The sequence below is a fragment of the Cellulosimicrobium sp. NPDC030954 genome (genome assembly GCF_055571305.1).
In genome coordinates, this window is the sequence record NZ_JBVIFN010000002.1 from 1 (window position 1) to 21,049 (window position 21,049).

Here is a 21,049-nt window from a genome sequence, read left to right on the forward strand (position 1 = left end):
TCGGCGAGCACCCGGTCCGGACGCTTGCGCGGCCGACCCGGCCCGTCACGCTTCACGGCGACCTGCTCCAGCAACGGCACCAGCTGCGGGTTGTCACCGGCCTGGCCGGGCGTGAGGATCACGCTCATCGGCAGTCCGCGCCCGTCCGTGGCGAGGTGGATCTTGGACGTCAGTCCGCCGCGCGAGCGGCCGAGTGCCTCGCCCTCGAGGGCGAGATCGTTGACCCACCCTGTCTGGCAGCCCCCTTTTTGCGGGCTCCCGCCGCATGGTGGTGGGCCCGCACGTGCGTGGAGTCGACCGAGAACACCCACTCGACCTTCCCGACCGCGTCGTCCTTGACCTGCACGTGGTCCAAGATCGTGTCCCAGGTGCCGTCCTTGGTCCACTTCCGCAGCCGCTCGTGCGCCGTCTTCCATGGGCCGTACTTGGCCGGCACGTCCCGCCACGGTGCACCGGTACGCAGCCGCCACAAGATCGCGTTGATCACCTGCCGGTGATCACGCCAGCGCCCACCACGCCCGGTCGCGACCGGCAGCAGCGGCTCGATCCGCGCCCACGCCGTGTCAGTCAGCTCACCACGCCCCACACCCACAACCCGGACATTACCGGACACATGCCAAGAACATTCGCAGGACAGGGCCTAGAACCGAACCCCCACCACGGACCCGGCCGGGGTTCAGCCTCGGCGGGACGACATCGGTCGCACCCGCGTATCGGGGAGGGGCGGCGCGGTGGGCACGTCGCCGGTCACCACTAGAATGGCGACCATGTCCACCATCTCCCGTGACGAGGTCGCGCGCGTCGCCGCGCTGGCCCGCATCGATCTGCGACCTGAGGAGCTGGACCGGCTCTCCGGCGAGCTCGACGTGATCGTCGACGCCATCGCCAAGGTCAGCGAGGTCGCGACGCCCGACGTCCCCGCGACGAGCCACCCGCTCCCGATGACCAACGTCTTCCGGGACGACGTCCCCGAGCCGCCGCTGCCGGTCGAGGACGTGCTCGCCGCGGCGCCGTCGGCCGAGGACGGGCGCTTCGCCGTCCCGCAGATCCTCGGGGAGGAGTGAGATGAGCGAGGACCTGACCCGACTGTCCGCCGCCGAGCTGGCGGAGGGACTGATCGCACGCGACTTCTCGAGCGTCGACGCGACCCGGGCGCACCTGGACCGGATCGCCGCGGTCGACGGCGCGGTGAACGCGTTCCTGCACGTGAACGCCGAGGAGGCGCTGGCGACGGCGCGCTCCGTCGACGAGCGGCGTGTGGGCGGCGAGGAGCTGCACCCGCTCGCCGGCGTGCCGATCGCCGTCAAGGACGTCGTCGTGACGAAGGGCATGCCCACGACGGCCGGCTCGAAGATCCTCGAGGGGTGGGTCCCGCCGTACGACGCGACGCTCGTCGAGAAGATCCGCGCCGCCGGGCTGCCGATCCTCGGCAAGACGAACATGGACGAGTTCGCCATGGGCTCGTCGACCGAGCACTCTGCCTTCGGCAACACGCGCAACCCGTGGGACCTCGACCGCATCCCCGGCGGTTCCGGTGGCGGTTCCGCGGCGGCGGTCGCCGCGTTCGAGGCGCCTCTCGCGATCGGCACGGACACGGGTGGCTCGATCCGCCAGCCCGGTGCCGTGACGGGCACCGTGGGCGTCAAGCCGACGTACGGCGGCGTCTCGCGCTACGGCCTCATCGCGATGGCGTCGTCGCTGGACCAGGCGGGCCCGGTGACGCGCACCGTGCTCGACTCCGCGCTGCTCCACGAGCTCATCGGCGGCTACGACCCGCGGGACTCGACGTCCATCCCCGGTCGTGGGCCGGCGCTCGTCGACGCGGCTGTGCAGGGCGCGACGGGCGACCTCTCGGGCCTGCGCGTCGGCGTCGTCAAGGAGCTCAACGGCGAGGGCTACCAGGAGGGCGTGAGCGCGCGGTTCGCGCAGTCGCTCGACCTCCTGCGGGGCCTGGGCGCGGAGATCGTCGAGGTCTCCTGCCCGCACTTCGAGTACGCGCTCGGCGCGTACTACCTCATCATGCCGTCGGAGGCGTCGAGCAACCTCGCCAAGTTCGACGGCATGCGCTTCGGCCTGCGCGTGGAGCCCGAGGAGGGTCCCGTGACCGCGGAGCGGGTCATGGCCGCGACGCGTGGCGCCGGGTTCGGCGACGAGGTGAAGCGCCGCATCATCCTCGGCACCTACGCCCTGTCGGCGGGCTACTACGACGCCTACTACGGCAGCGCGCAGAAGGTCCGCACGCTCATCCAGCGCGACTTCGCGGCGGCGTTCGAGCAGGCGGACGTGCTCGTCTCCCCGACGGCGCCGACCACGGCGTTCCGGTTCGGCGAGAAGCTCGACGACCCGCTCGCGATGTACCTCAACGACGTCGCGACGATCCCCGCGAACCTCGCCGGGGTCCCGGGGATGTCGGTGCCGTCGGGCCTGTCGGACGACGGCCTGCCCGTCGGGTTCCAGATCCTCGCGCCGGCCAAGGCCGACGACCGCATGTACCGGGTGGGCGCCGCGCTCGAGTCCGCGCTCCTCAGCGCGTGGGGCGGGCCGCTGCTCGACCGCGCGCCGGCGCTGCCCACGGCCACCATCGAGAAGGAAGGCCAGGTCGGATGACCGCCACGACCGTCGACCTCGTCGACTACGCCGACGCCACGCGCCGCTACGACCCCGTCATCGGGATCGAGGTGCACGTCGAGCTCGGCACGCTGACCAAGATGTTCTGCCCGGCCGAGGTAAGCTTCGGCGCCGAGCCGAACACCCAGGTCACCCCGGTGTCCCTCGGCCTGCCGGGGGCGCTGCCCGTCGTCAACGGCAAGGCCGTCGAGTACGCGATCCGCATCGGCCTCGCGCTGAACTGCCAGATCGCCGAGACCTGCCGGTTCGCACGCAAGAACTACTTCTACCCGGACGTCCCGAAGAACTTCCAGACGTCGCAGTACGACGAGCCCATCGCGTACGACGGGTGGATCGACGTCGAGCTCGAGGACGGGACCGTGTTCCGTGTCGAGATCGAGCGCGCGCACATGGAGGAGGACGCCGGCAAGAACACCCACGTGGGTGGCGCGACCGGCCGCATCCACGGCGCCGAGTACTCGCTCGTCGACTACAACCGGGCCGGCATCCCGCTGGTGGAGATCGTCACGCGGCCGATCACGGGCGCGGGCGACCGCGCGCCGGAGGTCGCGCGTGCGTACGTGCAGACGCTGCGCGACATCTTCCGGGCGCTCGACGTGTCCGAGGCCCGCATGGAGCGCGGCAACGTCCGGGCCGACGTGAACCTCTCGCTGCGTCCGACGCCCGAGTCGCCGCTCGGCACCCGCACGGAGACGAAGAACGTCAACTCGTTCCGCTCCGTCGAGCGCGCGGTCCGGTACGAGGTCTCGCGCCAGGCCGCCGTCCTTGACGCCGGCGGCACGGTGATCCAGGAGACGCGGCACTGGCACGAGGACACGGGCATCACGACGTCGGGGCGCGTCAAGTCCGACGCCGAGGACTACCGGTACTTCCCGGAGCCCGACCTGGTCCCCGTCGCGCCGCCGCGCGAGTGGGTCGAGGAGATCCGCGCCGCGCTGCCGGAGCTTCCGGTCGCGCGCCGCCGTCGTCTCCAGGGCGAGTGGGGCTACGCGGACGCCGAGATGCGGGACGTCGTCAACGCCGGCGCGATCGACCTCATCGAGGCGACGGTCGCGGCCGGGACGAGCCCGGCCGGTGCGCGCAAGTGGTGGATGGGCGAGCTCGCCCGTCGCGCGAAGCAGGACGAGGTCACGCTCGAGCAGCTTCCCGTGACGCCCGCGCAGGTCGCGGCGCTGCAGGGGCTCGTCGACGCGGGCCGGATCAACGACAAGCTCGCCCGCCAGGTCCTCGACGGCGTCCTCGCCGGCGAAGGGGACCCGGAGGCCGTCGTCACGGCGCGGGGCCTGGAGGTCGTGTCCGACGACGGCGCGCTCCTGGCCGCGATCGACGAGGCGCTGGCCGCGCAGCCGGACGTCGTCGAGAAGGTGCGGGGCGGCAACCTCGGGCCGGTCGGCGCGATCATCGGCGCGGTCATGAAGGCGACGCGCGGCCAGGCGGACGCCGGTCGTGTGCGCGAGCTCATCCTCGAGCGGATCGGCTGACGCCGTGACGCGCGGACCGGTCCTGCTCGGGGAGATGGTGCGCCTGCGCCCGATCGAGGCGCGGGACGCCGACCGCATGTGGGAGTCGCTCCAGGACCCGGAGTCCAACCGGCTCACGGGGACGACGGCGACGTTCACGCGCGACCAGATCGACGAGTGGTCGGCGACGATCAGCGACCGCGACGGCCGGTACGACTGGGCCGTCACGGCGAGCGCCGTGCGCGACGGTCAGCTCGTGAGCGACGAGATGCTCGGCGAGATCGTGCTCAACGACCTCGACGAGGACGCCCGCTCGGCGAACCTGCGCCTCTCGCTGCTCCCGAACTACCGGGGCCGCGGCTACGGTCGTGAGGCGATCTTCGAGGTGCTGCGGTTCGCGTTCGAGGGCGCGACCGACGCCGACGGGGTCCGCCACGAGGGTCCGCGCCTGCACCGTGTGAGCCTGGACGTGCTGAGCATCAACCCGCGGGCACGGATGCTCTACGAGTCGTTGGGCTTCCGCGAGGAGGGCCGGCTGCGCGACGTCTACCGCGACGGCGACGGCTGGGCGGACGCCACCGTCATGAGCATCCTCGAGGACGAGTTCCGGGCGGGGCTCGGCGCGTCCTGAGCGCGGCGGGAGCTCCCGCGTCCGACCGGCCGAAGGGCCCGGCAGCTGCTGCTGCCGGGCCCTTCGTCGTCCCTCGGGGCGAGAGCCCGTGTCGTCCCCGGAGGTGAACCGGCATCCGGGCCGTGCCGCGTGCGCGGCGCGGGGACGCCGTCCGTGCCGCCGTCGGCGCCGTCGTCCGTGCAGCCGTGGTGCGACGTGCGGTGACGCCGACGGCGGGGGACCGTGGTTGACATGGCGCAGCCGTCCGACGTACATTCATAAGACGGAAACAAACTTCCGAGATGTGGAATTGCATCGTAGGCCAGGTCAGGTCCGGCACCGCCGACCGGCCGGACGTCGAGAGGGACACGCAGCGATGACGCTGGACGAGTTCAACCGGTTGTCGCCGTCGGCGGCGCGCGAGGCGCTCCTCGCGTGCGCGCACGTCACGCGCTGGGCCGACGCCGTCGCCGACGGACGCCCGTACGCGAGCGTCGAGGACGCGGCCGACGCCGCCCTCGGGGCGGCCGACCCGTGGACGGACGACGAGGTCGACTCCGCGCTCGCCCGTCACCCTCGGATCGGGGAGCGTGCCCGGGGCAGCGCCGCGGACGCGACCATGTCGCGCGCCGAGCAGTCCGGCGTCGACACCTCCGACGACGACGTGGCGCGCCGCCTCGCGGACGGGAACCGTGCCTACGAGGAGCGGTTCGGGCACGTGTTCCTCGTCCGGGCCGCCGGGCGCAGCGCCGAGGAGATCCTCGAGCAGCTCACCGAGCGGCTCGGCAACGACGCCGAGACCGAGCGGGCGAACGCCGCCCGCAACCTGCGCGAGATCGCCGCGCTGCGGCTGAAGGGAATGCTGACCCCATGAGCACCCACGCCAGCCACATCACCACGCACGTACTCGACGCGGCCAGCGGTAGGCCCGCCGAGGGGATCGCCGTCCGCCTGGAGGCGGCTCCGGAGATCGCGGACAGGACGACGGGGCAGGGCTGGTCCCTGGTGGCGTCCTCCCGCACGAACGACGACGGTCGCGTGCCCCAGCTCGGGCCCGAGACCCTCGTCCCCGGTACGTACCGGCTCGTGTTCGACACGGGTGAGTACTTCGACCGGCGAGACACCGTGTCCTTCTACCCGGAGGTCGTCATCGTCTTCCGGGTGGCGCGCGCTGAGCAGCACTACCACGTCCCCGTCCTGCTCAGCCCGTTCGCCTACTCGACCTATCGAGGGAGCTGACATGAGCACCACCACCACGACCGCCGCGCAGCCGGCGGCCACGCAGAGCAGCGGGGCCATCGTCCTGGGCGACAACCAGTGGGGCAAGGCGGAGGTGCGCCTCGTGCGCGTCGACCGCGCCACGCCTCGCCACGAGATCACGGACCTCAACGTCTCCTCGCAGCTGCGGGGCGGCCAGGAGGCCACGCACCTGGAGGGCGACAACTCCAAGTGCGTCGCCACCGACACCCAGAAGAACACGATCTACGCGTTCGCCCGCGACGGCGTCGGCGCGATCGAGGACTTCGCGATCCGCCTCGGCCAGCACTTCGTCGAGGACTTCGAGTGGATCGAGGGTGGCCGCTGGGAGATCGAGCAGTACTCCTGGAACCGCATCGAGACCGCGGAGGGCGAGCACGACCACGCGTTCGTCCGGAACAACCAGGAGACGCGCACGACGGTCGTCCAGCGCGACGGCGACGAGGTTTTCGTCGTCTCGGGTCTCACGGACCTCGTCGTGCTCAAGTCGACGGGCTCGGAGTTCCACGGGTTCCCGCGCGACCGCTACACGACGCTCGTGGAGACGAACGACCGCATCCTCGCGACGTCGGTCACCTCGCGCTGGCGCTACACGACGACGGACGTCGACTTCGACGCCGTGTACGCGAAGGTCCGCGCCATCCAGCTCGAGGCGTTCGCGACGACCCACTCGCTCGCGCTGCAGCAGACGCTGTTCGCGATGGGCAAGGCGGTCCTGGAGGCCGTCCCGGAGATCGCCGAGATCAAGTTCTCGATGCCGAACAAGCACCACTTCCTCGTGGACCTGGCGCCGTTCGGCCTCGACAACCCGAACGAGGTCTTCTTCGCGGCCGACCGTCCATACGGCCTCATCGAGGCGACGGTGCAGCGCGAGGGCGAGCCGGCCGAGCCGCGCGCCTGGGCGTCCGTCACCGGGTTCTGCTGAGCCGACCATGACGGACGGACGCGCCCTGCCCGGCCGCGGAGCCCCCGCGGTCCGGCAGGGCGCGCCCGCACCGTCGTGGCCGGGCGCGGCGCCACCCGGCCGCTCCGGCCCGGGCGTCGCCTCAGGGCGCTGCGGTGATGAGCTCGCGCGTGAGCTCGCTCGCGACGCGGTGCAGCACCGGCACGGCGCGCTCCCCGAACTCGTACGTCACGCGGGCCGCGGGGCCGGAGACGGACAGGGCGGTGGGGGTCGGGGCGTCGGGCACCGCGACGGCGAAGCAGCGCACGCCGAGCTCCTGCTCGCCGTCGTCGATCGCGTAGCCGCGGTCGCGCGTCGCCGCGAGCTCGGTGAGGAGCGCGTCGACGTCGGTGATCGACTGGTCCGTCGCGGGCGGCATGCCGACCCGGCCCATGATCTCCCGCACCGTCTGGTCGGGGAGCTGGGCGAGCACGGCCTTGCCGACGCCCGTGCAGTGCGTGTACACGCGCCGGCCGACCTCGGTGAACATCCGCATCGAGTGGCTCGACGAGGCCTGGGCGACGTAGACGGCCATGTCGCGGTCGATCATCGCGAGGTTCGCCGACTCCCCGAGGTCGTGCGCGAGCCGCTCGAGGTAGGGGCGGGCGCCGGCGCCGAGCTGGCGCCCCGCCGACTCGCCGAGGCGGATGAGCCGCGGGCCGAGCGTGTAGCGGCGCGACGGCGTCTGGCGCACGTAGCCCTGGGCGAGCAGCGTCCGCAGCAGCCGGTGGATCGTCGGCAGGGGCAGCCCGGCGTGCTGCGCGAGCTCGCTGAGCCCGGACTCGCCGCCGAAGTCGGCGAGCAGCTCGAGCAGCTCGATCGCCCGGTCCACGGACTGCACGCCCCCGGCCGGCTTCGCCGGCCGGGCGCTCGGCGCGGTCTCCGTCGGCTCCGTCGCCGCCGAGGTCTCGGCCATCTCACCATCTCCTGTCCACCAGGTGCCGCCCGACGGCGGGCGCACCTCGCCTGAGCAGTGCGGGACCGTCCCGCTCCCTTCCGCATCACGGAAGACACGCATCAGCATACGAGAAGAAGGAACGAACATGACGTCCGAGACGAAGGCCCCGGAGACGCCGGCCTCGACGGCGAAGGCCGCGGCGACCAGCCCGAGCTACTCCATCACGCTGCGTGTCGAGGCCCCGAGCGGGCACCGCACCGCGAGCGACCTCGTCGCCGCCGTGAGCGCGACGGGCGCCGCGATCACGGGCGTCGACGTCTCGGAGTCGGGCGCCGACCGCCTCGTCGTCGACATCACGGCCGACACCGTCGACGCCGCGCACGTGGAGCAGATCCGGGACGCGCTGGGCGCGCTCGACGGCCTCACCGTGCGGCACGTGAGCGACGCGACGTTCCTCATGCACCTCGGCGGCAAGCTCGAGGTCAACCCCAAGGTGCCGCTGCGCCACCGCGCCGACCTGGCCCGCGCCTACACGCCGGGCGTGGCGCGCGTGTGCCTCGCCATCGCGGAGCGCCCCGAGGACGCGCGTCGTCTGACGGTCAAGCGCAACACCGTCGCCGTCGTCACGGACGGCACGGCCGTCCTCGGCCTGGGCGACATCGGTCCCGCCGCGGCGCTCCCGGTCATGGAGGGCAAGGCCGCGCTCTTCAAGCAGTTCGCGGGCGTCGACGCCTGGCCGGTCTGCCTCGACACGACCGACACCGAGGAGATCATCCGCACCGTCAAGGCGATCGCGCCCGTGTACGGCGGGATCAACCTCGAGGACATCTCCGCGCCGCGCTGCTTCGAGATCGAGCGCCGCCTGCGCGAGGAGCTGGACATCCCCGTGTTCCACGACGACCAGCACGGCACCGCGATCGTCGTGCTCGCCGCGCTGACGAACGCGCTGCGCGTCGTGGGCAAGCAGATCGAGGACGTGCGCGTCGTCGTCTCGGGCGTCGGTGCCGCGGGCAACGCGATCATCTCGCTGCTCCAGGGCCAGGGCGCGCGCCGCATCGTCGCGTTCGACCGCCACGGGGCGATCCACCCGGGCGCGAACCTCACCGACGAGCACCGCCGTCGTCTGGCCGAGACGACCAACGCCGAGGGCTTCACGGGCACGCTGCGCGAGGGCCTCGCGGGGGCCGACGTGTTCATCGGCGTGTCCGGCCCGAACATCCTCACGGGCGACGACGTCGCGACGATGGCCGACGACGCGATCGTCTTCGCGCTCGCGAACCCGACGCCCGAGGTCGACCCCATCGCCGCCGCGCAGCACGCGACCGTCGTCGCGACGGGCCGCAGCGACTACCCGAACCAGATCAACAACGTGCTCGCCTTCCCGGGCCTGTTCCGCGGGCTGCTGGACGTCGGCGCGAGCGAGATCTCGGACGAGATGCTGCGCGCCGCGGCCGTCGCCATCGCGGACGCCGTCGCGCCCGAGGAGCTCAGCGCGAGCTACATCGTGCCGAGCGTGTTCGAGCCCGCCGTCTCCAAGGCCGTCGCGCGCGCCGTCGCCGAGGTCGCGGAGCGCGCCCGTGCGGAGCAGGCTCAGGAGAGCACCACGTCGGGTCACCACGCCGGGACGGCGCCCCGGGCCTGACGCACCGTCGTCAGCCCTGAACGCCCGCAGAAAGGACACCACCATGACCACCACCACGGCCGTCGCCGTCCACGGACCCGCCGTCGAACGGTCCGACGAGATCCTCACGCCCGACGCGCTCGACTTCGTCGCCGACCTGCAGCGGCGCTTCGGTGCCCGCCGCGACGAGCTCCTCGCCGCGCGCGCCGCGCGCCGCGACGAGGTCTCCCGCACAGGACGCCTCGACTTCCTGCCCGAGACCGCCGACGTGCGCGCAGGCGACTGGACCGTCGCGGGTGCGCCCGCCGACCTGGTCGACCGCCGCGTCGAGATCACCGGCCCGCCCACGCCGAAGATGGCGATCAACGCCCTCAACTCGGGAGCGAAGGTCTGGCTCGCCGACCTCGAGGACGCGTCGACGCCGCACTGGGCGAACGTCGTCGGGGGCCAGGTCGCTCTGCACGACGCCACGCGCCGCACGCTCGCGTTCACGTCGCCGGAGGGCAAGCAGTACGCGCTGCGTCCCGAGGCCGACGGCGACCCGCTCGCCGTCATGGTCGTGCGACCACGCGGGTGGCACTTCGACGAGGTGCACCTCACGGTGGACGGGACGCCCGCCGTCGGCGCGCTCGTCGACTTCGGCCTGCACTTCTTCCACAACGCCGCGGAGCTCCTCGCGCGCGGTTCGGGCCCCTACTACTACCTGCCCAAGATGGAGTCGCACCTCGAGGCGCGGCTGTGGGACGAGGTCTTCACGCACGCCGAGGAGTCCCTGGGCGTCCCGCACGGGACGATCCGCGCGACCGTCCTCATCGAGACCATCCCGGCCGCGTTCGAGATGGACGAGATCCTCTACGAGCTGCGCGACCACGCGTCGGGGCTCAATGCCGGGCGCTGGGACTACCTGTTCTCGGTCATCAAGTACTTCCGCGACTCCGGTCCGTCGTTCACGCTGCCCGACCGCGGCGCCATCACCATGACCGCGCCCTTCATGCGGGCGTACACGGAGCTGCTCGTCCAGACGTGCCACAGGCGCGGCGCCTTCGCGATGGGCGGCATGGCCGCGGTCATCCCGAACCGTCGCGAGCCCGAGGTCACGGCCCAGGCCTTCGACAAGGTGCGCGCCGACAAGCAGCGTGAGGCGGGCGACGGGTTCGACGGGTCGTGGGTCGCGCACCCCGACCTCGTGCCCGTGTGCCGCGAGGTGTTCGACGGCGTGCTGGGCGAGCGGCCCAACCAGCTCGACCGGCAGCGCCCTGAGGTCCACGTCACGGCCGAGCAGCTCCTCGACGTCTCGACCGCAGGGGGTGACATCACGGAGGCCGGGCTGCGCAACAACCTCTACGTGTCGGTCGCGTACGTCGCGGCGTGGCTCGCGGGCAACGGCGCGGTCGCGATCCACAACCTCATGGAGGACGCCGCGACCGCGGAGATCTCGCGCTCGCAGGTGTGGCAGTGGGTGCGCTCGGGCGCGTCGTTCACCGCGGGGGAGGGCGCGGGCACGACGATCACCGCCGACCTGGTCCGCACGCTCCTGCGCGAGGAGACCGCCCGGCTGCGCGACGACGTCGGGCACGAGGCGTACGACGCCGGCCCGTACGACCGGGCCGCCGCGCTCGTCGCGGACATCGCGCTCAACGAGCACTACGTCGACTTCCTCACGCTGCCCGCGTACGAGGACGTCGTCGCGCACGAGCAGGACGCCTCCTGATGCCGGCGGGGTTCCCGGAGGGATCGGGCTCGGCATCAGGGAAGGGCTTCAGCGAGCAGGGGACCGCCGCGCTGCACGCGACGCTCGACGGTCTGCTCGGGCCGTGGGACGCGGAGCTCGAGGCGCGGTACCCGGGCGACGACGGCTCGCGCCAGCCCGTGCATACCGTCTACGTGCCGGGCGACCGGTACACCGCGGGTCTCGTGCCCGAGTGGGCGGCCCGGGCGCGAGAGGCCGTCGACGCGGCGGGCGGTGCTGTCGATGGGGTACGTCGCCTCGTCGACCTGCTCGGGATCGGTGCGGGCTCCGGGGACGGCCTCGCCGACGCCGTCGCCGAGCGCGTGCGCGCCAAGCTCGCGGTCGAGGCGATCGAGGACCTGCGGATCGACTTCGAGGACGGGTTCGGGGACCGCGGGGACGCGGCCGAGGACGCCGCGGTCACGGCGGCCGCGCGCGAGCTCGCGCGGGCCGAGGCACAGGGCACGGCGACGCCGTTCTCCGGCATCCGGATCAAGTGCCTCGAGGCCGCCACGCGCCGGCGCGGGGTGCGCACGCTCGCGCTGTTCGTGGCCGAGCTCGTCGCGGCCCGCGCCGCGCAGGGACACGCGGGCCTGCCCGACGGCTTCGTCGTCACGCTCGCCAAGGTCACCGCGCCGCAGCAGGTCGAGGCGATGGCGGTCGCGTGCGAGCGTGTCGAGGCGGCGAACGGCCTGGAGCCGGGCAGCCTGCGGTTCGAGGTGCAGGTCGAGACGCCGCAGGCGCTGCTCGCGGCGGACGGCACCGCGACCGTCGCGCGGCTCGTGCACGCCGCACCCGGCCGCGTCACCGCGCTGCACTACGGCACGTACGACTACTCGGCGTCCCTCGGCATCGCGGCGGCGTACCAGTCGATGGAGCACCCCGCGGCCGACCACGCGAAGTCCGCCATGCAGCTCGCGGTCGCGGGCACGGGGGTGCGGCTCTCGGACGGCTCGACGAACGTGCTCCCGGTCGGCGACCCGCAGGCCGTCGACGCGGCGTGGCTCCTGCACGGACGGCTCGTGCGTCGCTCGCTCGAGCGCGGCTACTACCAGGGCTGGGACCTGCACCCCGCGCAGCTCCCGAGCCGGTTCGCGGCGACGTACGCGTTCTACCGCGAGGGCGCGGCCTCGGCGCTCGCGCGCCTCGCCGCGTACGTCGGGTTCGTGCCCGACGCCGGCGGCGTGCTCGACGAGCCCGCTACGGCCAAGGCGATGGCCTGGTTCCTCGGGCGCGGCGTCGACTGCGGCGCGCTCACCGAGGCCGAGGTCCGCGCCGCGACCGGTCTCGACCGCGCCGGGCTCGACGCCGTCCGCGTCTCGGGCCACGCCCCGCAGTTCGTCGCGGGTTGACCCACGCCCGCGCACCTTCCCGTCCACCCGCCGCCCCCGTCCAGCCCGCCGCGACCGACCGCCGTCGGCCCGGGCCATCATCTCGAGGAGTGAACCCATGACCCAGACCACCCCCTACTACACCCCGCAGGGTGGCCTGCCCGGCCAGACCGAGCTGCTCACCGACCGCGCGATCGTCACCGAGGCCTACACGGTGATCCCGCGCGGCGTGCTGCGCGACATCGTCACGAGCAACCTGCCCGGCTGGGAGAAGACCCGGCTGTGGGTGCTCGCCCGGCCGATCGAGGGGTTCGCGACGACGTTCGCGCAGTACGTCATGGAGGTCTCGCCCGGCGGCGGGTCGGACCAGGGCGAGGACGAGGAGACGGTGCAGTCCGTCGTCTTCGTCACCGAGGGCACGCTCGTGCTCACGCTCGCGGGCGTCGAGCACGTGCTGGAGCCGGGCGGGTACGCGTACCTCGCGGCGGGGGAGCGGTGGGCGCTGCACAACCGGTCGGACGCCAAGGCGGCGTTCCAGTGGATCCGCAAGGTCTACGAGCCGATCCCGGGCCACACCGCGACGTCGTTCGTCACGCGCGAGCAGGACGTCGAGCCGCGCGCGATGCCGGACACCGACGGGGTGTGGGTCACGACACGGTTCGTCGACCCCGACGACCTCGCGCACGACATGCACGTCAACATCGTGACGTTCCAGCCCGGCGGGTCCATCCCGTTCGCGGAGACGCACATCATGGAGCACGGGCTCTACGTGCTCGAGGGCAAGGCGGTCTACCGCCTCAACGGCGACTGGGTCGAGGTCCAGGAGGGCGACTTCATGTGGCTCCGCGCGTTCTGCCCGCAGGCCTGCTACGCGGGCGGCCCCAAGCCGTTCCGTTACCTGCTCTACAAGGACGTGAACCGGCAGGTCAAGCTCGACCGCCGGCGCTGACGCGACCTGACGAAGCACGACGAGGGCCCGGTTCCGCACGCGGAGCCGGGCCCTCGACGCGCTTCAGGGATTTCACCCGGCGCGGCGGCAAGATCATCCGGCTCCGAACGGTTCTCGGCCCGCCGGCGGTGCCACAGTGAGGTGTACAGCAACGGATCACGTGAACCAATGGAGTGTTCATGGCACCGCGCTACAACTCCCCGCCCAACTGGCCGCCGCCCCCTCCAGGGTGGTCACCGCCGCCAGGCTGGTCGCCTGACCCCGCATGGGGACCCGCGCCGCAGGGGTGGCGGTTCTGGGTCGATGACGCCGGGGCCGGTTCTTCCGATTCCCGAGAGTCGCTTGCCGAGGTCGGTGTCGGCGAGGAGAGCGTTGGCGCAGCACAGAGGAAGTCCTGGATTGCGCGGCACAAGCTCCTGACGGGAGCAGGCGGTGTGGTCCTGCTCATCGTCGCCATCGCGGCGCTGGTCGGCGGGAATGGCGGCGCAGGCGAAGATCCCGTCGTCGTCGCGACGACGCAAGATGCCGATACGGGCGAGAAGTCGGCTGACGAGATCGCTGCGGAGGAGCAAGCAGAGGCGGATCGCCTCGCCGAGGAGGAAGCTGCGGCGGCGGCGGAAGCCGAGGAGGAGCGGCTGGCGGAGGAGCAGCGACTCGCTGACGAGGCTGCTGCTGCAGAGGCGGCCGCTGCCGAAGCGGCGAGGATCGGGTCGGTCGCGCAGCAGAATGCGTACCGGTCGGCCGTGAGCTACCTCGACCTGACGGGGTTCTCGCGTTCGGGCCTCATCGGGCAGCTCGAGTTCGAGGGTTTCAGCACGGCCGACGCCGAGTTCGCCATCGCTCGACTCGAGGCCGAGGGCGGCGTTGACTGGAACGCGGAGGCCGCCGAGAGCGCGGCGAGCTACCTCGACTTGACGTCGTTCTCGCGAGCCGGTCTCGTCGACCAGTTGCTCTTCGAAGGATTCACGCCGGAGCAAGCCGAGTACGGAGTGGGTACCACGGGACTGTGACTCAGGCCCGGTCCCGACCGGTCGCCGTCATGCGTCGTGGAGGACCAGGCCGCACGTCGATTCCGCCTGTCGACGAACGTCCCTGTAGCGACGAGGTTTGCGCCTCCGTCGAGCCTCGCGTTCTGCGCCTCCACGAAGGCCACGCCCGCCCACTCCTCGAAGAGCACCGCGACCGGCCCTTGACCTCCTGACCGAGCGGCAGCGCGTCTCGCCTTCGCCATCCCGATGATGCACGACGTCTGAACGTCGCCGAGCGCGACTCGAGCGCGCACGCCGGAAACGGGAGCCGTCGCACGACCCGCCTTCGTGGGTCGTGTGAGAGCGGACGAGAGCAGCGCGCGAGCCCAAGTTCGTCGCCCTCTCTTGCCACCGTCGTCGCCAGGGTCTGCACCCGAGGCCTGGGAGAGGTTCAGCCTTGCGCGCCCTCGTGAGACTCCGCTGACGGGCTTCCCATCGCACCAGCTACGGGAAGGCGCCGACGGCCTGGACGTCGCACCGAGGCCTCTTCGACGGTTGACGCTCTGCATGAACGGTGTCTACACTTCCATACAGCAGAAGAAAAGTTCCGCAGAATGGAATCGCAACGCAGCGAGACGCGGACGGATCCAGGGAGACGACGATGAGCCCCGCACCGACGTACACCGTCAACTGCTCGATCCTGCTCACGGACCTGCCGCTGCTCGAGCGGCCGGCAGCCGCGGCGGCCGCGGGCTTCCGCGGGGTCGAGTTCTGGTGGCCGTTCGCGTCGCCCACGCCGGCGCAGGACGAGGTGGACGCGTTCGTCGGCGCGATCGAGGCGGCGGGCGTCCAGCTCACCGGGCTCAACTTCGACGCCGGCAACATGCCCGGCGGCGACCGCGGCCTCGTGTCGTGGCCCGCGCGGTCGGCCGACCTGCGTGCGAACCTCGACGTCGTCACCGCGATCGGCGAGCGCACCGGCTGCCGCGCGTTCAACGCGCTCTACGGCAACCGCCAGGAGGGCGAGTCGCCCGAGGCGCAGGACGCGCTCGGCGCCGAGAACCTCGCGCTCGCGGCCCGCGCCGTCGGGCGCATCGGCGGCACGGTGCTCGTCGAGCCCGTGAGCGGCGCGCCGGCGTACCCGCTGAAGACGGCCGCCGACGCCGTGCGCGTCCTCGACCGGGTCGCGGCCGACCACGGCGAGACGAACCTCGGCCTCCTGTTCGACGTCTACCACCTGGCCGTCAACGGCGACGACGTCGACGCGGCCCTGTCGACCCACCGAGGCCGCATCGCGCACGTGCAGGTCGCGGACGCGCCCGGGCGCGGCGAGCCCGGCACGGGCGACCTGCCGATCGACCGCTGGACCAAGGACCTGCGCGCCGGCGGCTACGACGGCTGGATCGGTCTCGAGTACAAGACCGACGCCGCCGACCCGTTCGCGTGGCTCCCCGCCGCCGAGCGCTGACGCGACCCCCGGCCGTCCGTCGGCCGCCTCGACCCCCGACCTGAACCACCCAGAGGAGCACACCATGGCCTCCATCGCCTTCATCGGACTCGGCATCATGGGCAGCCCCATGGCCGTCCACCTGCAGAACGCCGGTCACGACGTCGCGGGCTACAACCGCAACCCCGAGAAGACCGCGCCGCTCGTCGAGGCGGGCGGGCGCGCGGCCGGGTCGGTCGCCGACGCGGTCTCCGGCGCCGACGTCGTCGCGATCATGGTCCCGGACTCGCCCGACGTGGAGGCGGTCCTCACGGGCGACGACGGCGTCCTCGCGAACGCGAAGCCGGGCGCGCTCGTCGTCGACTTCTCCTCGATCCGTCCCGACGTCACGGTCGCGCTCGCGCAGCAGGCGAAGGACGCGGGGCTGCGGATCGTCGACGCCCCCGTCTCGGGCGGCGAGCCCGGCGCGATCAACGCGGCGCTGTCGATCATGGTCGGCGGCACGCCCGAGGACTTCGAGGCGGCCAAGCCGTTCCTCGACGTCGTCGGCAAGACGGTCGTGCACGTGGGCCCGAACGGCTCCGGACAGACCGTCAAGGCCGCGAACCAGCTCATCGTCGCCGCGAACATCCAGGCGCTCGCCGAGGCGGTCGTGTTCCTCGAGGCGTACGGCGTCGACACCGACGCCGCGATCGAGGTGCTCGGAGGCGGGCTCGCCGGCTCGGCCGTGCTGAACCAGAAGGCGCGCAAGATGCTCGACCGCGACTTCGGTCCCGGGTTCCGCATCGAGCTGCACCACAAGGACCTCGGCATCGTCACCGCCGCGGCCCGCGAGGCGGGGGTCGTCGCGCCGCTCGGCGGCCTCGTCGCCCAGCTCATGGCCTCCGCCCGCGCCAACGGCGACGGCGGCCTCGACCACTCCGGCCTGTTCCGCGGCGTCGAGCGCCTGTCCGGCCGCGACGGCTCCTGACCTTCCCCCTGACGACGACGTCACCTCCAGCAAGGAGAGAAACCATGCCTCGTATGCGTGCGGTGGACGCCGCCGTGGCGATCCTCGAGATCGAGGGAGCCACCCAGGCCTTCGGCCTGCCCGGCGCCGCCATCAACCCCTTCTACTCCGCGATGCGCGCCCACGGCGGCATCGGGCACGTGCTCGCGCGTCACGTCGAGGGCGCGTCGCACATGGCCGACGGCTACTCCCGGGCGAAGCCGGGCAACATCGGCATCTGCGTCGGCACGTCCGGCCCCGCGGGCACCGACATGATCACCGGGCTCTACGCCGCGTGGGCCGACTCGGTCCCGATCCTGTGCATCACGGGCCAGGCGCCGGTCGCCAAGCTCGACAAGGAGGACTTCCAGGCCGTCGACATCGCGAGCATCGCCGCTCCGGTGACCAAGATGGCCAAGACCGTCCTCGAGGCCGGCCAGGTGCCGCAGGTGTTCCAGCAGGCGTTCCACCTCATGCGCTCGGGCCGCCCGGGCCCCGTGCTCATCGACCTGCCGATCGACGTGCAGCTCGCGGAGATCGAGTTCGACCCGGCCACCTACCAGCCGCTGCCCGTGCACCGCCCGACGGCGACGCGCGCGCAGGCCGAGAAGGCGATCGACCTGCTCCTCGCGGCCGAGCGTCCGCTGCTGATCGCGGGCGGCGGCATCGTCAACGCGGGGGGCGAGGACCTGCTCGTCGAGCTCGCCGAGACCCTGGGCGTCCCGGTGATCCCGACGCTCATGGGCTGGGGCGTCATCCCTGACGACCACGCGCTCATGGCCGGCATGGCGGGGCTGCAGACGTCGCACCGCTACGGCAACGCGAACCTGCTCGCCTCGGACTTCGTGCTCGGGATCGGCAACCGCTGGGCCAACCGTCACACGGGCGGGCTCGACACCTACCGCGCGGGCCGGACCTTCGTCCACGTCGACATCGAGCCGACGCAGATCGGTCGCGTGTTCGCGCCCGACTACGGCATCGTGTCCGACGCGAAGGCGGCCCTCGAGCTGTTCGTCGAGGTCGCGCGCGAGCGCCGCGACGCCGGACGGGCGCGCGACTACTCCGGCTGGGCCGCCGAGTGCGCCGAGCGCAAGCGCACGCTGCAGCGCAAGACGCACTTCACCGAGATCCCCATCAAGCCGCAGCGCGTGTACGAGGAGATGAACAAGGCGTTCGGGCCCGAGACCCGCTACGTCACGACGATCGGCCTCTCGCAGATCGCCGGCGCGCAGTTCCTCCACGTCTACAAGCCGCGGCACTGGATCAACGCCGGCCAGGCGGGCCCGCTCGGCTGGACCGGACCGGCGGCGCTCGGCGTCGCGAAGGCCGTGCCGGACGAGCCGGTCGTCGCGCTCTCGGGCGACTACGACTTCCAGTTCATGATCGAGGAGCTCGCGGTCGGCGCGCAGTTCAACCTGCCGTACGTGCACGTCGTCGTGAACAACTCCTACCTCGGCCTCATCCGGCAGTCGCAGCGCGCGTTCGACATGGACTACCACGTGCAGCTCTCGTTCGAGAACGTCAACTCGCCCGAGGTGAACGGCTACGGCGTCGACCACGTCAAGGTCGCCGAGGGCCTCGGCTGCAAGGCGATCCGCGTGACCGACCCCGCCGAGCTGGGCGACGCGTTCGCCAAGGCGCAGGCCCTGGCGGCCGAGTTCCGCGTGCCGGTCGTGGTCGAGGTGATCCTCGAGCGCGTGACCAACATCGCGATGGGGGTCGAGCTCACGGGCGTGAACGAGTTCGAGGACCTCGCGATCTCGGCCGACGACGCGCCGACCGCCGTCGCGCTGCTCGACTGAGCGTGACGCACCGTGGGGAGCACGAACGGGTGCCCGGACAGGAGGAGGCCGCGATGAGCGCGACGACGGAGCGCGACTACGACCTCGTCGTGCGCGGCGAGCGGGTGCTCGTGGCTGGCGGCGAGCACCCGCGCGAGGTCGGGATCAGCGGGGGAGTGGTCCGCGCGATCGAGCCGCTCGGCGCCGGGCTCGACGGCGCGCGCGTCGTCGAGCTGGCGCCGCACCAGGTGCTGGTCCCCGGGCTCGTCGACACGCACGTGCACGTCAACGAGCCCGGGCGCACCGAGTGGGAGGGGTTCGCGTCCGCGACGCGGGCCGCCGCCGCGGGCGGGGTGACGACGATCGTCGACATGCCGCTCAACTCGATCCCCCCGACGGTCGACGTCGCGGCGCTGGAGACCAAGCAGAAGGTCGCGCGGGACCAGGCGTTCGTCGACGTCGGGTTCTGGGGCGGTGCCGTGCCCGGCAACGCCGACGAGCTGCGTCCGCTGTGGGACGCCGGCGTGTTCGGCTTCAAGTGCTTCCTGCTGCACTCGGGCGTCGAGGAGTTCGGGTACCTCGAGCCCGACGAGCTGGAGGCGGACCTGCGCGTCCTCGGGGACTTCGACGGGCTGATGCTCGTGCACGCCGAGGACTCGCGCGCCATCGAGCACGCGCCCACGCCGCACGGCGACCACTACGACACGTTCCTCGCGTCCCGCCCGCGCGGCGCGGAGAACGTCGCGATCGCCGCCGTGATCGAGGCAGCCCGCTGGACGGGCGCGCGCGCCCACGTGCTCCACCTGTCGAGCTCCGACGCGCTGCCGATGATCCGCAGCGCGAAGCGCGAGGGCGTACGGATCACGGTCGAGACCTGCCCGCACTACCTGGCGCTCGCGGCCGAGGAGATCCCCGACGGCGCGACGCAGTTCAAGTGCTGCCCGCCCATCCGGGAGATCGACAACCGCGAGCTGCTCTGGGAGGGGCTGGTCGACGGCACGATCGACTGCGTCGTCTCGGACCACTCGCCGAGCACCCTCGACCTCAAGGACCTCGACACGGGCGACTTCGGGACGGCGTGGGGCGGCGTCTCGTCGCTCCAGCTCGGCCTCGCGATCGTGTGGACGGAGGCCCGGACGCGGGGCGTGCCGTTCGCGCGCGTCGTGGAGTGGATGTCGTCACGCCCGGCCGGCATCGCCGGGCTCCGGCGCAAGGGCTCGATCACGCTCGGCTTCGACGCCGACCTCGCGATCGTCGAGCCGGACACGGCGTTCGTCGTCGACCCGAGGGCCCTGCACCACAAGAACCCCATCACGCCGTACGCCGACCGCGTGCTCTCGGGCGCCGTCGTCGCGACGTACCTGCGCGGCGAGGAGATCACGTTCGACCGCCCCACCGGTCGCCTCCTCGCCCGCGGCGAGGCGTGAGGGGCTGAAGACTCCCGTGCCCGGCCGCGGGGGCCGGGCACGGGGAACCACCGAACCCGACCGACGACGACGGGGCGGCACCGCTGGTGGGTGCCGCCCCGTCGTCGCGCGGGTCGGGTCAGGACTCCGCGAGGAGCTCGTCGAGCTGCTCGTAGCCCTCGCGGACCCCGACCTCCATGCCGCTGGCGACGAAGCCGTCGCGGCCCTCGAACGAGTCGACGAGCGACGTCGCGGTGAGCCGGCTGCGACCGCCGGGCAGGTCCTCGAACACGAGGCGGTCCAGGGAGACGCCGTCGGGGAAGCCCTCGAACGTGAACGTCTGGACGATGAGCTCGTCCGGGCGCACCTCGTGGACGCTGCCGAAGAACGCGTACTCGTTGCCGTCGGGGTCCACCTGGACGTACCGGTACGCGCCGCCCGTGCGCACGTCCCAGAGCTCGTTGCGCTGGGTGAGGTAGCGCGGGCCGTTCCAGCGCGCGAACAGCTCGGGGTCGACGTGCGCGCGGAAGACCTTCGCCGCGGGGGCGTCGAACTCGCGCACGATGCGGACCGTCGGGAGGTCCTCCGGGACGACGATCTCGGTCTCGTGGGTGCCGGTGGTGGTCATGATGATGCTCCTGTCGTCGGGTCGTTCGGGGGCGCGGCCGGCTCGTCGGGCAGGTCGCGCAGGACGTCGTCGAGGCGGCGGTAGCGGTCCTCCGCCTCGCGCCGGTAGCGCTCGATCCACTTCGTCATGAGGTCGAAGACCTCCGCCTCGAGGTGCACGGGGGCGCGCCGGGCGTCCGTCGTGCGGGTCACCAGGCCGGAGTCCTCGAGCACCCGCAGGTGCTTGGACACGGCCTGGACGGACATGTCGTACGGCCGGGCGAGCTCGCCCACGCTGGCGTCGCCGGACGCGAGCCGGGCCACCATGTCGCGGCGCGTGGGGTCGGCGAGCGCCGAGAACACGCGCGAGAGCGGGTCGGCCGTCACGGGACCTCCTCGTGTGGGGCGCCGGGTCGGCGTCCGGTTA

19 protein-coding genes and 1 pseudogene are annotated in these 21,049 nt (G+C 72.4%); 16 read left to right on the top strand and 4 right to left on the bottom strand.

Annotated features, from left to right (window positions below; translation table 11 throughout):
* Nucleotides 1-592 (bottom strand): annotated as a pseudogene (locus tag ACZ402_RS05035) (IS5 family transposase); the annotation flags it as partial.
* A 175-nt stretch (nucleotides 593-767) separates the two neighbouring features.
* On the opposite strand from ACZ402_RS05035, the gene gatC reads away from it, so the two are divergent.
* The 7 genes from gatC (at nucleotide 768) to pucL (ending at nucleotide 6,880) form a co-directional block, all read left to right on the top strand.
* The gene (gene gatC, locus ACZ402_RS05040) at nucleotides 768-1,064 is read left to right on the top strand and encodes an Asp-tRNA(Asn)/Glu-tRNA(Gln) amidotransferase subunit GatC (RefSeq protein WP_253050666.1); all 297 of its coding nucleotides are present in this window, start codon (nucleotides 768-770) and stop codon (nucleotides 1,062-1,064) included.
* Between the two features lies 1 nt (nucleotide 1,065).
* Nucleotides 1,066-2,607, top strand: a complete 1,542-nt coding sequence (gatA, locus tag ACZ402_RS05045) for an Asp-tRNA(Asn)/Glu-tRNA(Gln) amidotransferase subunit GatA (RefSeq protein ID WP_375824686.1) — start codon at nucleotides 1,066-1,068, stop codon at nucleotides 2,605-2,607.
* The gene (gatB, locus tag ACZ402_RS05050; RefSeq protein WP_375824684.1) at nucleotides 2,604-4,109 is read left to right on the top strand and encodes an Asp-tRNA(Asn)/Glu-tRNA(Gln) amidotransferase subunit GatB; all 1,506 of its coding nucleotides are present in this window, start codon (nucleotides 2,604-2,606) and stop codon (nucleotides 4,107-4,109) included. The genes gatA and gatB overlap by 4 nt, the downstream gene beginning before the upstream one ends.
* 4 nt (nucleotides 4,110-4,113) lie before the next feature.
* The gene (locus ACZ402_RS05055) at nucleotides 4,114-4,719 is read left to right on the top strand and encodes a GNAT family N-acetyltransferase (RefSeq protein WP_375824683.1); all 606 of its coding nucleotides are present in this window, start codon (nucleotides 4,114-4,116) and stop codon (nucleotides 4,717-4,719) included.
* Between the two features lie 355 nt (nucleotides 4,720-5,074).
* Nucleotides 5,075-5,572 carry a 2-oxo-4-hydroxy-4-carboxy-5-ureidoimidazoline decarboxylase gene (gene uraD, locus ACZ402_RS05060; protein ID WP_375824682.1) on the top strand — a complete coding sequence of 166 codons (498 nt, stop codon included), beginning with the start codon at nucleotides 5,075-5,077 and terminating at the stop codon, nucleotides 5,570-5,572.
* Nucleotides 5,569-5,937 carry a hydroxyisourate hydrolase gene (gene uraH / locus ACZ402_RS05065; RefSeq protein ID WP_375824681.1) on the top strand — a complete coding sequence of 123 codons (369 nt, stop codon included), beginning with the start codon at nucleotides 5,569-5,571 and terminating at the stop codon, nucleotides 5,935-5,937. The genes uraD and uraH overlap by 4 nt, the downstream gene beginning before the upstream one ends.
* A gap of 1 nt (nucleotide 5,938) precedes the next feature.
* A complete protein-coding gene (gene pucL / locus ACZ402_RS05070) occupies nucleotides 5,939-6,880 on the top strand; it encodes a factor-independent urate hydroxylase (RefSeq protein WP_375824680.1) in 942 nt (313 codons plus the stop codon).
* Between the two features lie 121 nt (nucleotides 6,881-7,001).
* Here pucL and ACZ402_RS05075 read toward each other — a convergent pair whose 3' ends face one another.
* Entirely contained in the window at nucleotides 7,002-7,814 is an 813-nt protein-coding gene (locus ACZ402_RS05075) for an IclR family transcriptional regulator (protein WP_375824679.1), read from the bottom strand.
* A gap of 127 nt (nucleotides 7,815-7,941) precedes the next feature.
* Between ACZ402_RS05075 and ACZ402_RS05080 the strand changes: the two genes are divergently transcribed.
* The 9 genes from ACZ402_RS05080 (at nucleotide 7,942) to allB (ending at nucleotide 20,037) form a co-directional block, all read left to right on the top strand.
* Nucleotides 7,942-9,438 carry an NAD-dependent malic enzyme gene (locus ACZ402_RS05080; RefSeq protein WP_375824678.1) on the top strand — a complete coding sequence of 499 codons (1,497 nt, stop codon included), beginning with the start codon at nucleotides 7,942-7,944 and terminating at the stop codon, nucleotides 9,436-9,438.
* Between the two features lie 43 nt (nucleotides 9,439-9,481).
* The gene (gene aceB, locus ACZ402_RS05085) at nucleotides 9,482-11,128 is read left to right on the top strand and encodes a malate synthase A (protein ID WP_375824677.1); all 1,647 of its coding nucleotides are present in this window, start codon (nucleotides 9,482-9,484) and stop codon (nucleotides 11,126-11,128) included.
* Nucleotides 11,128-12,498 (top strand): DUF6986 family protein, encoded by a 1,371-nt coding sequence (locus ACZ402_RS05090; RefSeq protein WP_375824676.1) that lies wholly within the window; start codon nucleotides 11,128-11,130, stop codon nucleotides 12,496-12,498. The genes aceB and ACZ402_RS05090 overlap by 1 nt, the downstream gene beginning before the upstream one ends.
* A 97-nt stretch (nucleotides 12,499-12,595) precedes the next feature.
* On the top strand, nucleotides 12,596-13,426 hold the full coding sequence (locus tag ACZ402_RS05095) for a bifunctional allantoicase/(S)-ureidoglycine aminohydrolase (RefSeq protein WP_053371404.1): 831 nt from the start codon (nucleotides 12,596-12,598) through the stop codon (nucleotides 13,424-13,426).
* Between the two features lie 434 nt (nucleotides 13,427-13,860).
* Nucleotides 13,861-14,436: an Ltp family lipoprotein gene (locus tag ACZ402_RS05100; RefSeq protein WP_375824675.1), complete on the top strand. Its 576-nt coding sequence runs from the start codon at nucleotides 13,861-13,863 to the stop codon at nucleotides 14,434-14,436.
* A 619-nt stretch (nucleotides 14,437-15,055) separates the two neighbouring features.
* Complete coding sequence (locus tag ACZ402_RS05105) at nucleotides 15,056-15,862, top strand: hydroxypyruvate isomerase family protein (protein ID WP_375824674.1); 807 nt, start codon at nucleotides 15,056-15,058, stop codon at nucleotides 15,860-15,862.
* 64 nt (nucleotides 15,863-15,926) lie between these two features.
* Nucleotides 15,927-16,811 (top strand): 2-hydroxy-3-oxopropionate reductase, encoded by an 885-nt coding sequence (locus ACZ402_RS05110; RefSeq protein ID WP_375824673.1) that lies wholly within the window; start codon nucleotides 15,927-15,929, stop codon nucleotides 16,809-16,811.
* Nucleotides 16,812-16,855: 44 nt separating this feature from the next.
* On the top strand, nucleotides 16,856-18,631 hold the full coding sequence (gene gcl, locus ACZ402_RS05115) for a glyoxylate carboligase (RefSeq protein WP_375824672.1): 1,776 nt from the start codon (nucleotides 16,856-16,858) through the stop codon (nucleotides 18,629-18,631).
* 53 nt (nucleotides 18,632-18,684) lie between these two features.
* Entirely contained in the window at nucleotides 18,685-20,037 is a 1,353-nt protein-coding gene (gene allB, locus ACZ402_RS05120) for an allantoinase AllB (RefSeq protein WP_375824671.1), read from the top strand.
* A 118-nt stretch (nucleotides 20,038-20,155) separates the two neighbouring features.
* Here the strand turns inward: allB and ACZ402_RS05125 are convergent, their stop codons facing one another.
* Together ACZ402_RS05125 and ACZ402_RS05130 are read right to left on the bottom strand one after the other, a co-directional pair.
* The gene (locus ACZ402_RS05125) at nucleotides 20,156-20,644 is read right to left on the bottom strand and encodes an SRPBCC family protein (protein ID WP_375824670.1); all 489 of its coding nucleotides are present in this window, start codon (nucleotides 20,642-20,644) and stop codon (nucleotides 20,156-20,158) included.
* Nucleotides 20,641-21,009 (bottom strand): ArsR/SmtB family transcription factor, encoded by a 369-nt coding sequence (locus ACZ402_RS05130; protein ID WP_375824669.1) that lies wholly within the window; start codon nucleotides 21,007-21,009, stop codon nucleotides 20,641-20,643. The genes ACZ402_RS05125 and ACZ402_RS05130 overlap by 4 nt, the downstream gene beginning before the upstream one ends.
* Nucleotides 21,010-21,049: the final 40 nt, after the last annotated feature.